This window comes from Methanobrevibacter sp. TLL-48-HuF1, assembly GCF_023617305.1.
Taxonomy (GTDB): domain Archaea; phylum Methanobacteriota; class Methanobacteria; order Methanobacteriales; family Methanobacteriaceae; genus Methanocatella; species Methanocatella intestini.
On record NZ_CP081485.1, the window covers coordinates 1168223 to 1181014 of the forward strand.

Annotated in this window: 12 protein-coding genes; 5 read left to right on the forward strand and 7 right to left on the reverse strand. The window is 32.2% G+C overall.

Annotation, left to right across the window (positions count from 1 at the left end):
• Positions 1-4 precede the first annotated feature (4 nt).
• From K4897_RS05470 to K4897_RS05485, 4 genes are all read right to left on the reverse strand, one after another.
• Entirely contained in the window at positions 5-1855 is a 1851-nt protein-coding gene (locus K4897_RS05470) for a PINc/VapC family ATPase (RefSeq protein ID WP_250415686.1), read from the reverse strand.
• Between the two features lies 1 nt (position 1856).
• Positions 1857-2255 carry a phosphoribosyl-AMP cyclohydrolase gene (gene hisI, locus K4897_RS05475; protein WP_250415687.1) on the reverse strand — a complete coding sequence of 133 codons (399 nt, stop codon included), beginning with the start codon at positions 2253-2255 and terminating at the stop codon, positions 1857-1859.
• Between the two features lie 3 nt (positions 2256-2258).
• Positions 2259-3554, reverse strand: a complete 1296-nt coding sequence (gene hisS, locus K4897_RS05480) for a histidine--tRNA ligase (protein ID WP_019267986.1) — start codon at positions 3552-3554, stop codon at positions 2259-2261.
• 118 nt (positions 3555-3672) lie between these two features.
• On the reverse strand, positions 3673-4479 hold the full coding sequence (locus K4897_RS05485; RefSeq protein WP_019265070.1) for a CPBP family intramembrane glutamic endopeptidase: 807 nt from the start codon (positions 4477-4479) through the stop codon (positions 3673-3675).
• Between the two features lie 55 nt (positions 4480-4534).
• On the opposite strand from K4897_RS05485, the gene aroE reads away from it, so the two are divergent.
• Together aroE and K4897_RS05495 are read left to right on the forward strand one after the other, a co-directional pair.
• Positions 4535-5386, forward strand: coding sequence for a shikimate dehydrogenase (aroE, locus tag K4897_RS05490; RefSeq protein ID WP_019265069.1), 852 nt, complete (start codon positions 4535-4537; stop codon positions 5384-5386).
• 1 nt (position 5387) lies between these two features.
• Complete coding sequence (locus K4897_RS05495; protein ID WP_019265068.1) at positions 5388-6071, forward strand: hypothetical protein; 684 nt, start codon at positions 5388-5390, stop codon at positions 6069-6071.
• Here the strand turns inward: K4897_RS05495 and K4897_RS05500 are convergent.
• Entirely contained in the window at positions 6057-7499 is a 1443-nt protein-coding gene (locus K4897_RS05500) for a replication factor C large subunit (RefSeq protein WP_019265067.1), read from the reverse strand. The two genes, K4897_RS05495 and K4897_RS05500, sit on opposite strands and share 15 nt — an antisense overlap.
• Positions 7500-7508: 9 nt before the next feature.
• Entirely contained in the window at positions 7509-8456 is a 948-nt protein-coding gene (locus K4897_RS05505; RefSeq protein ID WP_019265066.1) for a replication factor C small subunit, read from the reverse strand.
• A gap of 109 nt (positions 8457-8565) precedes the next feature.
• On the opposite strand from K4897_RS05505, the gene K4897_RS05510 reads away from it, so the two are divergent.
• The 3 genes from K4897_RS05510 to K4897_RS05520 are packed head-to-tail and all read left to right on the forward strand — an operon-like array spanning position 8566 to position 10696.
• Complete coding sequence (locus K4897_RS05510) at positions 8566-8940, forward strand: hypothetical protein (protein WP_019265065.1); 375 nt, start codon at positions 8566-8568, stop codon at positions 8938-8940.
• Between the two features lie 55 nt (positions 8941-8995).
• Positions 8996-9955: a zinc metalloprotease HtpX gene (locus K4897_RS05515; RefSeq protein WP_019265064.1), complete on the forward strand. Its 960-nt coding sequence runs from the start codon at positions 8996-8998 to the stop codon at positions 9953-9955.
• 15 nt (positions 9956-9970) lie between these two features.
• Positions 9971-10696: a tRNA (adenine-N1)-methyltransferase gene (locus K4897_RS05520; protein WP_019265063.1), complete on the forward strand. Its 726-nt coding sequence runs from the start codon at positions 9971-9973 to the stop codon at positions 10694-10696.
• Between the two features lie 29 nt (positions 10697-10725).
• On the opposite strand, the gene K4897_RS05525 is transcribed toward K4897_RS05520, so the two are convergent.
• The gene (locus K4897_RS05525; RefSeq protein WP_019265062.1) at positions 10726-12771 is read right to left on the reverse strand and encodes a right-handed parallel beta-helix repeat-containing protein; all 2046 of its coding nucleotides are present in this window, start codon (positions 12769-12771) and stop codon (positions 10726-10728) included.
• Positions 12772-12792 lie beyond the last annotated feature (21 nt).

The following is a 12792-nucleotide window of genomic DNA, read 5'->3' on the forward strand; positions in this document are numbered from 1 at the left end:
TCACCTATTTTTTAACTGCAGTTATCTCTAAACCCATTTCTATGGCATCGAGCAACATGTCAGATAATTCGATGCCTCTTTTTATTTTAATTTCTCCTTTTCGGCTTGTTGTAGCTGTAAGCAAATATTCTTCTCCAACAAAAATATCAAAGTTTTGTGTACCATTGACTTTTCCCAAATCTAAAATCAGCTGTTTTTTAGTGTGGATAATATCTACTTCAAATTTTTCACCGCGGGCCAGATGTCCCGGAGTGTTTTCAAGAATTTCAACACCTAAACTTATTCCAATATCCTTTTCAATCTCAGCTATTCTTTTCCCGTTTTTACCGATGATTTTTGGAATATACTTTTCATTAATGTAGATATTTGCCCTTTCAGGAGAAATTATTTCTACTCCTACTTTGGATTTTGGAATTAATCTTTTAATTTTTCTAAGGATTTGCTGTTCAGCTAGTCTGTCTACAGCAGATTTGGAAGTAGATGAATCTCCTGAAGAATTGTTAACTAAATCAAGGTCCATTACAATTGTCTGCTCACCATATGTGTAGATTTCATTTTTAAGCTCTCCAGTTTCAAAATCACGAATTTCAATAACTGGTCTGGCTAAATCTGCTTCCTTCATACCTGATGGAACTTTAACAGTCATTTTTGTTTCAAATACTTCTTTAATATCTCCATCTTCAATGTAAATGCTGGTGTCTACTACTGAAGTAATTATTCCAAGTTCAACTCTTGATGAAATCCTCTGTATAGCATCTATTGGTCTTGTAGCATGAACTACTCCAATCATTCCGACTCCGGCCATTCTCATATCTGCAAATATGTTAAAATCACTGTTTTTTCTAAGTTCATCATAAATTGTGTAGTCCGGTCTGACAAGCAATAAAACATCAGCAGTATTTTCCATACTTCCTTCTAAAGGAGCATATTGTGTAATTTCTGCCGGAAGTTGCAGATCTCTTGGAGATTCCATTGTTTTTACAATTTTATTTAAATCTTCAGCATAATATTTAGCTAGTGCCTGAACAAATGTACTTTTACCTGCTCCTGGAGAACCTGAAATAAGTATTCCTTCAGCGCTTTTGCTTATCCTTTCCATCAGCTTTTCAGAGATGTTGTATTCATCCAAACTAACATTAGCTACAGGTCTGACTGCGGTTATTTCAAAAGCTTCTGAAAATGGAGGTTTGGCCATTGAAATTCTATATTCTCTGGATTGAATAACTGTTGATCCGTCTTTGTCTGATTCCAGATAACTTTTAGGATCGCTTCTGCTTTTTTCCAGGATTTCATTATAGATATCTAACATGTCAGAGTATGTGTAAGCTTTGTCTCCAATTTTTACAAATTCCACATGTCCAGGGTTTCCTTTTTTAGCCATTGGAACAACATTTTCTTTTAAATGAACAGACATTGTGTCGTCGTCAAATAATTTTTCAATAGACAGTTCTGCATGTTTATATTCCTGTTTGAAGTAGTAAACAGAAATTCCCTGAGCTTTTGCAGTTTCAGCCTGAACTTTATCGTTTGTAACTAATGTTCCAAATTCACTTCTGGCTAAATCTCTGATTAAGCTGTCAATTTCTCCGCTTTTGGCATATCTGATGTCATAATTAGTCGGACGTTTTCCTTTAAAGGTAATAGCTAACTCGCCATTGTCTTGAGCTTCCTGTAATTTCTGAAGTTCTTTTAAACCATTTATTCCTTCATTTCTATTTGTATTTGCCTGATGTTCAAGTTCACAAACAACAGCTTCAGGAACAATAATTTCAGGATAATCCAAATCCTCTTTAGCTATTATTTTACTTATAGCTCCTTCTATTACAGCACTTGTATCTGGTATTATTGTTTTCATTTTAATACACATCATCGGGATTGAAAACTTTTTCTAAAATTGTTTCAAGTTCCTCTTCTTTTATGTTTTCAATATTTTTAGTGTTTAATTTTCTAAAAAAACATGAAAAGTAGCCTTCATGGCATGCAGCTCCGTTCTGTTTGACTTTCAAAACAACTGCATCCATATCACAGTCAACAAGTAATTCTTTAACTTCCTGAGTATGACCTGAACTTTCACCTTTCAGCCATTGGGAATTGCGGGAAGTACTCCAGTAATGGGCTTTTCCAGTTTCAACTGTTTTTTGAAGGGCTTCTTTATTCATATTGGCCACCATCAGTATTTGCCCAGTTTTCCAATCTTGGGCAATAGCTGTAATGACTTTCTGACCATTTATTTCATGTCTAAAATTAATTTCCATTGTTCATACACCTTTAATATATTCCACTATATTGTCAAGGTCTACTAATTCCTGGTTACCGCTTTCCATATTTTTAATGGTAATCTGATTGTTTTCCAGGTCTTTAGCTCCAATAATAGCTACCTGTTTTACTTTGATTTTATTTGCATGGTTCATTATTTTCTTGAATTTTTTGCCGTTTAAATCAACATCACAGGCTATTCCTGCAGACCTTAAAGTTTGAGTTATTTCATAAGCTTTAAGTCTTACATCATCAGAAATTGGAGCTATGTAAATGTCAATAGGGCATGGAAGTTCTTCCGGTGTTGCAAGTTCTTCAATTGCATTCATCAATCTGTCAAAACCAAATGCAAAACCTGTGGAAACTACTTCTTCACCGCCAAATATTTTAATTAAACTGTATGTTCCTCCTCCGCAGACCTGCTTTTGAGCTCCGAGAGATGGAATATAAACTTCAAATACAATTCCGGTATAATAGTCAAGTCCTCTGGCTACACCTAAGTTTAAAGTGTAATTTTCCATTTTAAAACTGGCAAGTGTATCAATTAACTCTTCAAGCTCATTTAAAGCATCATGTGATTCAGGGTATGGTGCAACTAACTCTTCAATGTCTTTAATAATGGATTTGTCTCCAACCAAATCAATTAATTTAAATAAAACATTGTTTAACTCCTCATTGTCGATAATAGGATTTTCACCAGTTAATGATTCTTTTAGAAGGTCTTTATCTCCTTTATCAATAACAACCATAACTTCTCTTTGGGTAGCTGTATCTATGTTGAAATGTTTGAATAATCCGCGGATAATTCCTAAATGATTTATATTAACATCTGCACCAGGAATTCCAAGTTTTTCAATGGATTCTGAACACATTGCAATAACTTCAGCTTCGCCCTGCGGTGATTTTGCTCCGATTAATTCACAGCCAAATTGCCAGAATTGTCTGAATCTTCCTTTTTGCGGTCTTTCATATCTGAAACAGCTGCCGTAATAATAAAGTTTGATAGGTTTTGATGCAGTTTTTTGAAGTTCATTTAAGTATAATCTAGCTACTGGAGCAGTAATTTCAGGTCTTAAAGTTAGTTCTCTATCGGATTTGTCTTTGAAATTGTATAATTGATCTACAATTTCCTCTCCAGATTTTGTTGTAAATAATTTTAATTCTTCAAATAAAGGTGTTTTAATTTCTTGATAAGCATAATTTTCAAATACATTGCGCAATATGTTTTCTGCTTTTTTTCTCTCTCTCATTTCATCAAAAAGAAAATCTCTAGTTCCTCTAGGTCTTGTAAATTCCATAATTGCCCTCCATTATTTTATCAATAATTTTATAATATTATAGATTTTATTATTTAATATATTTATAAGTGGTAGTTAATAAATTAAGAAAACAAGATTAAATAAATAAATTGGGAGTTTAAGTAAGGCTTTTTACCTTCTTAAACCCTTTATAAATGTATAAAATTAACAAAACAGCAGATACTACTGAAATAATCAATGTTGGAATTATCCAAGGAAATTCTAACATTATCATATCAATATATGTTGATTCTAAGAGAGTTACAACTAAATTATTGATGAAATGGACAGTTATTGGAATTAGAATATTGTCTGTTTTCAGATATAAAATACACATACAGATTCCAAATAAAAATGCACTTATCATTCCTCCAAATTCATGGCCAATTCCAAATAAAAATGAAGAAACTAAAATAGCGGGAATAATTCCGATTCTTAGTTTTAACCGATTAAGCAGTACTCCTCTAAAAACTAGCTCTTCAACAAGAGGTGCAAGAATAATTGTTCCAAGGGCATCTATAAAAAATGCAACTGGTGTAAGGCTAGTATAATCAAATTCAAATCCTGTTTCCCAGGTCGGGTCCAAAAATCCGATTATAATATCTAAACCAGAAAACAATGCAAGGAAAAGCATTGCAAAAAACAGGTTTATTAAAAATACATAAATGATTTCTTTTTGATTTTCAGTTTCAAAAACTTTATGGATATTTGAATTTAATCCATGAGTACCTTTCAGAGCATAAATAAAGAATATTAATATTAAAAATGTAATTACAACAAAATATAATTCATCAGAATCATAAATGGCCGGAAATATTTCACTTAAAATTACTCCAAGGATTATAGCTGCTATTCCTGCAACTACCAACTCTCTAAGTTTTACTGATTTTAATCTTTCATTGAAATTAGTGATATTAAAATCCATAATTAAATATCTGTAAAAAGAAATATTTATACAATTAAATAAATATCACTAGTATATGATTAGTGGAAGTACAAAAATTGTAGGTCTGATAGGTCATCCTGTAGAACATAGTTTTTCTCCACCTATGCATAATGCAGCTTTTGGGGAATTGGGGATGGACTACGCTTACATTCCATTTAATGTTTATCCTGAAAACTTAAAATCAGCTATTTTAGGAGCAAAATCTCTTAATATAAAAGGATTTAATGTAACTATTCCTCATAAAATCAATGTAATGAAGTATTTGGACAAATTGGATCCGATAGCTGAACTGATTGGTGCGGTAAATACAATTGATTTTAAAGAAATGAAAGGATACAATACTGATGGAATAGGATGTATTAGAGCAATTGAAGAAGTAACTTCGATTAAAGATAAAAATGTTGTAGTGGCAGGTGCTGGAGGAGCTTCAAGAGCAATTTCTTTTTATCTGGCTCGTGAAAATCCTCAAAGCATAGCTATTTTAAACAGGAATATGAATAAAGCAAAATCATTAGCTGAGGATGTTAAAAACTCTAAATTAATGGATAATGTTAATTTTGATTCAACTGATAAAATAGCAGGTTATGTAAGTGATGCAGATATTTTAATAGATACTACTCCTGTAGGAATGAGTCCCCATACAAATGACGAAGCTATTGTTAAAGCAGAGGATATGCATTCTGATTTGGTTGTTAATGATATTGTTTACAATCCTAATGAAACTGTACTTCTTAGTGAAGCTATTAAAGCAGGTGCAACTCCTGTTTATGGAATTAAAATGTTATTGTACCAGGGTGCAGAGAGTTTTGAAATCTGGACAGGAAAGAAGGCACCTGTTGAAGTCATGGAAAAAACACTTAGAAAAACACTTGATTTGAGTAGATAAAATGGATTCTATATTTAATTTTGCCATTGAAAGGGATGAAGATAAATTTACAGCCTCTAAAAAAGATGTGTTGAAATTTTTAAAAATAATTGGCATTGATACACGTTTTGTTAGCTATACTGCTGAAAAAATTTATATTAATAACCTGAGATTTTCCAAATTTTCAAGAAAAAGACAGGCGACATTTAATAAGGAATATCCTGACATTGAAGTAGTTAGAAACTCTTTATTTCAGAAAATCTGCTCCAAATCTTCTAAAGTCCTTGCTGATGAAATAAAACCGAACAGCACAATTCTGATTCCTGAAAATAATGCTCTGATTGAAATTATACTGGAGCCATATACTCGTAAATATGGTGTAAAACTGGTTCACGGCGGAAATCCTGATTTAACTGTTAATCCGATTATTTTAGACAGTAAAGTAAACTCCATATTTTCAGATATTTTCAAAGGAAAAGGATTGACATTCAATAAAAAAGATAATGAGATTTATCCTTTAATTAATGTGCCTTTAGATTGGATTAATTCATTTTTGGAAATGGATGGTAAAAAAATAATCGAAACTGAGGATTATGATGATTTGTCTACATCATTTATGGAATTTTTAGAAGATGTAGCTCCTCAGTATCGTGAAAATGTTTTAAAAGCTTATGAGTATATTGAAAAAGAATTAGAAGTTAAATAAGGAAACTTGTTTGTCTGTTTTCTTTTTAGGTTTTTCTTTAACTTCTTTTTTTATTTCTTCAGCAGGTTCTTTTTCAACTTCTTTTTTTATTTTTTCGGAAGATTCCTTTTGAGGAGGAATGGTAGCAAGTAATCCGTCTTTGATTTCCTGAGCTCTCGCATCTCTTTGTTCAACTCTTTTTTGAGCTTTTTGCTTTTCCATTTTTTCAATAACTTTTTTAGGTATTTTTCTGGTTCTGAAACGTTTTATTTCATCTTCTTCAAAACCTAAAAAGTCAGATATTTCCCAGGCAAGCTCATTGTCTTCAAACATAATTTCAAGGTATGGAAACATTGAAATAGCTACACTATGTGAAATATGCATTTTTTGAGACATTTTTTCAGCTATTCTGTCTCTTAAATTTCTTTTTCCTCTGTTACGTCCCATTAATGTAAATACAGTAGGGGAGGTAATCCTTGTAAACTTTTTATAAGTTTCATCTTTCGCATCACTGACTCCAACTCCCATGAAATCAGTTGCATATTTCCAATAACCGTAATATCTGCTGCTTCTTGCTCTTCCAAAGTATAAATCAGCTTTTGAAATGTTTTCATATGCTTTTTTAATTTCTTTTTTCTTTGTGTATTCACGAGGAATATTTTCTGCAATGTATTCCATTACAAGTGTAGGGTCTTCTTCAACCATTAATGCCTTTTTAACATGATTCGGATTTTTACTTTTTAAAACAGCAGTAACTCCGTTGATTATTGTTGATCTGTCATCTTTTGTAGTTATATTTTCAACATCACTTAGTTCAAGAATTTCATTTTTACTTGCCAGTGCCTGAAATGTGTTTATTGCTGAGCGCATATCTCCGTTGGATTTTTTAGCTAATTCCTTAAGTGCTGCAGGATTTGCTTTGATTCCTTCATTAGCAGCTATCTGTTTAAGCAATTTGTTAATACTTGGGCTTCTGACTTTACTCATTTTTAAAACATCACATTTTGTTTTAAGTGATGCAATACGTTTTGAATAAAAGTCGTTAGCTATTAAAATCATTGGATGTTTTGCTTTTTTAATAATGTCTCCAATAGCTCTTACTCCTCCGCGGTCATTGGTTCCATGAATTCCGTCTACTTCATCAAGGATAAGCAATTTGTATTCATCACCAAATAATGATCTGCTGGAAGATGATTCTCCAATGGTACGTTTAATAACATCCTGGGAACGTTTGTCACTTGCATTTAGTTCTATGTATTCTGAGAATTCTCTGGCTATTGCCTGAGCAAGTGTTGTTTTTCCAATTCCTGGAGGACCAACCAGAAGCAACGGCTTTTGAGGATTTCCCGCTTTCCAGTTATCCACCCATTTTTGGATTAATGCTTTTTCTTTGTTATTGCCAACCACTTCATCTAGTGTTTTTGGTCGGTATTTGTCTGTCCATAACATTTCTATACCTTATAAGAATTGGGTTAAAAGAGCTTCTAGTTGGATTCTTGGATTTGCTCCTTCCCTTATTCTAAAATCACAATCAGCTATTGCTTCAATTAAATCAATATAAATGTCTGCTTCCATTTTTCCTTCAAATACTCTTTTGGAAACATCCTGGTAAATTTGACTAACCATGTCTTCTCCGCTTGTCCCCTGTAAAACCATGGTTTCTCTTAAAAGGTTACGTGCACCCATAAAATCTCCAGATAATGCTTTTGTTATGAGATTATGAACATACTGAGGTTTTGCTTTTGAAACAACTTCGTAAACTGCATCTTCATCAACATGTTTTCCTTCAGAAGCAGCTGCCTGAAGTACATTAACTGCTTTACGCATATCTCCTTCTGCAAAGTATTCAATAGCTTCAATTCCTCTGTCAGTGTATTCAAATCCTTCTGATGTGCAAATGTATTTTAATCTGTTTGCAATTTCTTCTCCTTTAATAGGTCCAAATCTGAATATTGCACATCTTGACTGAATAGGGTCAATAATTTTAGAAGAGTAATTACAGGAAAGTATAAATGAAGCAGTTTTAGTATACATTTCCATTTCACGACGAAGAGCATGCTGTGCATCTTTAGTCATGTTGTCTACTTCATCTAAAAATATTATTCTAAATGGGGCTCCAACAGGTTTCAGTCTGCAGAAATTTTTAATGTCGTTTCTTACAGTATCGATTCCCCTTGCATCTGATGCATTTAATTCTAAAAAGTTTTGTCTCCAGTACTCTCCAAGAATAGCTTTTACAAGAGCTATTGCAGTAGTTGTTTTTCCAACACCTGCAGGTCCTGTAAACATTAGATTAGGCATGCTTTCTTCCCCTACATATTTTTGGAGTCTGTTTACAATCTGTTTTTGCCCTATAATATCATCTAATTTTTGTGGTCTATATTTTTCTACCCAAGGTCCGCTCATTCAATCACCGTAATTTATATGCTAATAATTTATGTATTTTTTATTAAATTAAGATTTTGGTACTGCCTAATTTAATACTTATAAAATTTATATATTAAGGTGTGATGATATGGATAATAAATATGTGGTAATTATAATTCTGATTGTTGCATTAGTTGCAGTTGTTGCAGGGTGTCTTTATTTTGTTTCAATACCTGCTACAGATAATAATCATGTAAATGAAACAAATATAACTAATAATGCTACTAATAGTTCTCAGGAAGATGCTCCGGTTTCAACTTCTTCAGATAATTCTGACAAATCTTCTGACTCACAAAAGGAATATGATGACTGGCAGGAAGATTATGAAACCGGGGAGTATGATGAAAACGGAAATCCGATTTATAGAAGTGTATTTTCAACTTCAGGTGGTCAGTATAATCCTGGAGTATATGAGTCATACTGGTCTTCAAGCGGCCCAATTTCTGAAGAAAGAATAGGTTAATAAATAGGTAGTTATAAAGTATATAAAAAATTTATAAAATTATGAGGTATATTAAATGAAAGGTACATGGAAACTTAAAGCAAGAATGGTACTTACCATGATTATATTGTTTACTATTGTGTATTTCCTTGTTGTATTGGCTGGCAGCTATTTGGGAATTGGCGGACCATCATTTTACTTAATTATGAGTCTTTGTATTGTAGCTGCACAGTACTGGTTTGGTCCTACATTAGTTAAACATTCAATGAATGTAAGACCATTATCTGAAAGTGAAGCTCCAAATATTCATCAGATGGTTGAAGAGCTTGCACGTGAAGCAGGAGTTCCAAAACCGCAGGTTGAACTTTCTGAAATAAATGTTCCAAATGCGTTTGCGTATGGGAGATCTAAAAGAAGCGGACATATAGCTATTACTCGTCCAATTTTAGGTTTGCTTGATAGAAATGAGTTGAAAGCAGTTTTAGGTCATGAAATGGGTCATATTAAACATAATGATATGATTGTTACAGCTATTGTAAGCTTAGTTCCAATGATTTGTTATTATATTGCATTATCATTTATGTTTTCACGCAGTAATGAAAATAATGCAGGTATTATCATCGGAATATTGGGTTATGTATTCTATCTTATAGGACAGCTCCTTGTACTATTTATATCAAGAACAAGAGAATATTATGCAGATGAAGCTAGTGTGGAATATGGTAATCGTCCTGCAGATTTGGTTTCAGCTCTTTATAAATTATCTTATGGGGCTGCAAGATGTGATGACGAAACAATTAAAGATGTAAATACTGTTCGTGCATTTTTTGTTAATGATGTAGATAATGCTAAAAGAGATTTAAATGACTTCAGACAAATAGATTTTGATGGTGATGGATCCATTTCTGAAGAAGAGTTAAAAGAACTCAGTCAAAGAAATGTTGATGTTTCCACATCCAATAAAATTATGGAATTATTCTCAACACATCCGGATTCATTAAAAAGAGTAAAAAGACTTTCTGAGTTAGAAAATTAGGTGATTGATTTGAAAATGATTTTAGATGAACGTGGTAAGAAATATCTTCTTAAAGAAGACTGTGAATTTCAAAGTGATTTAGGTATTGTTACTAAAGAGCAGATAGCTAATTGTGAAGTAGGTGATGAGCTTAAAAGTCATTTAGACCACACATTTAAAATTGTTAAACCTACTGTTAATGATTTCATTGATTTGATGGATAGGCGTTGTTCCATTTTGGTTAAAAAAGATATTGGAACAGTGCTGGCTTACACAGGTTTAGGTTCAGGAGACAGAGTTGTTGATTCTGGAACTGGTGCGGGAGCTATTGCACTTAACTTTGGAAATGTTGTTGGAGACACAGGTAAGGTTTATACTTATGAAATAAGGGAAGATTTTGCCAAAGTTGCTCAAAAAAACATTGAAACATTTGGAATTACAAATATTGAAGTTAAAAACAAGGATATTAAGGAAGGCATTGATGAAAAAGATATTGATTTGGTCTTTTTAGATTTGCCAAAGCCTTTTGAAATATTTGAAGAAGTTTATGAATCTTTGAAAGTCGGCGGATGGTTAGCAGTTTATGCACCATATATTGATCAGGCAGAAATAGCTTATAGGGTAGCTAAAAAACTTAATTTTTATAATATTGAAATATTGGAAACATTAGAAAGAGGTCTGGAAGTTAGACCTCAGGGAGTCAGACCAAAAACTCGCATGGTTGGCCATACTGGATACTTGGTCTTTGCCCGTAAATTATAAAAAAATTAAAGAGCATTTAAACTCTTTAATTAATCTTTTTCTAAAACAGTAATATTGTATCCCATATCTAATCCGTTAAATGGGTCATATGCTGTTAAAATATATTCTCCAGGGATTAACCTGATATTTAATGTTGCAATTCCAGATTCATTAGTTAATTTTTTGTAAAATACTCCGTGAATATTGAATGTTATGTTTGTATTGGTTACAGGGTTTCCTTTTTCATCTAAAAGGGTTGCATGAAATTGCGTGTCATTTAAATAAGTTTTTACAATACTTTTAGCTACTATAGTTGGTAAAACATTAACGTTGTATCCTATATCCAATCCTGTTAATGGGTCAATGCAGGTTAAAATATATGTATTCGGTCTTAAGTTAATATTTAATTTAGCTATTCCATTTTTATCAGTCTGTTTAGTGTAGAACACTCCATTAATGTTAAATGTCACATTGGTATTAGCTAGTGGGCTGCCATCTCCTTTTAGGAATGTGGCATAGAATTGAGTTCCGTTTCTATACATTTTAACAATATTTTTTCCATTAATTGTTGAAAGTACAGTAATATTGTTGGTTATAACATTCCCAAGGGTGTAAGTTTTCATGGTGTAATTTCCGGGTCTGAGATTAATGGACATTGAAGCGATTCCGTTTTTATCACTGGTTTTAGTGTAATTTTTTCCATTGATTTCAAATATCACTTTTGTATTGGCTAATGTTTTAACAGCAAATTGGGAGTCATTTTTATAATATTTTACAAGATTGTTGCTTTCTATTTTGAAGATATCCAATGTGAATTTTTGATTTCCGATACTTGCAGTTATATTGTCTCTATTTTTAGTATCAAAACTTAATTTAGCTATTCCATTTTTCAAATCAATGCTTTGAGTGTAGTTTAAACTTTCAAAAAGAACTTCTCCGTTTATATTCATATTTTTGGAAGTTGTTGTTTTGGTAAGGTTATTATAGAGATTATTTAAACTTACAGTTATGTTTCCTTTTGAATTTTGAACAAGTGTAGAGGGATTGGATGTAATTGTAGCTACTGCCCAGTTACTTAAATTCATTCCAGTTACATTATTTGTTCCCCACCAGTTGTAGGAAGCATCAATATTTATTCCTTTAACTGTTGAGTTTAAAATATTGTTGTAATTTAGGATTATGTCTCCTTTTTGGTTTTGATTTTTAATGTCATTGTTTTTAAATACTGAATATGTTATTGTTGTTATTTCTGGAGTTAATTCATTTTGAATATTTATTATAGCTCCTCCGGAATATGCAATGTTGTTTATAAATTTACAGTTTTCAACAGTTAATGTTGTATAAAAATTGTAAATAGCTCCTCCTTCGTTAGCTCCGTTGTTATCTTCAAATATGGAATTGGTAATTGTTGCAGGTCCCCAGTTTTTAATAGCTCCTCCTAACTCTCCATGTTTTCCGCAGCTGTTTTTTTGAAAGATTGATGAATCTATTGTTAAAAATCCGTGGTGATTGTATATTGCTCCGCCACGTGTGGCCTGATTGTTGATGAATGTGGAATTGGTAATTGTTACTTTTCCTGCTTCATTGTGCAGGAATCCCCCCTGGCTTTCTGCAATGTTATTTTTAAATACTGAATTTTCTACATTTAAAGTTCCAAGATTATTAAATACAACCCCTCCGTAGCCGTTTACTTCACAATTTGAAAATGTGGAGTTTTTTATAGTGGTTTGTCCGTTATTGTAGATTATGCTTCCACCATCTCCTTTTCCATTTATGAAATTTATTCCAATCAATGTTAATTTTGCATTTTTGTTAACAGTAAACACTTTATTGTAATTTGCATTGATTGTTACATTTCCACTGTTTTTTGAGGATATGGTTAAATCATGGTTAATGTTAATGTTATTTTCATTATAGTTTCCAGTTTCTATGTAAATATTGTCTCCGCTTTGGGAATTGCTTACAGCTTCACTAACTGTTGTGTAATCACTTCCATTGCCTCCAACGTCAATATCTGTTGCACTGGCTGAAGCGATTGTTAGCACAAATAGGAAAACTAGTAAAACTGATATAGCTATTTTATATTGTTTATTCAATTTTCATATCTCCTATTAAAA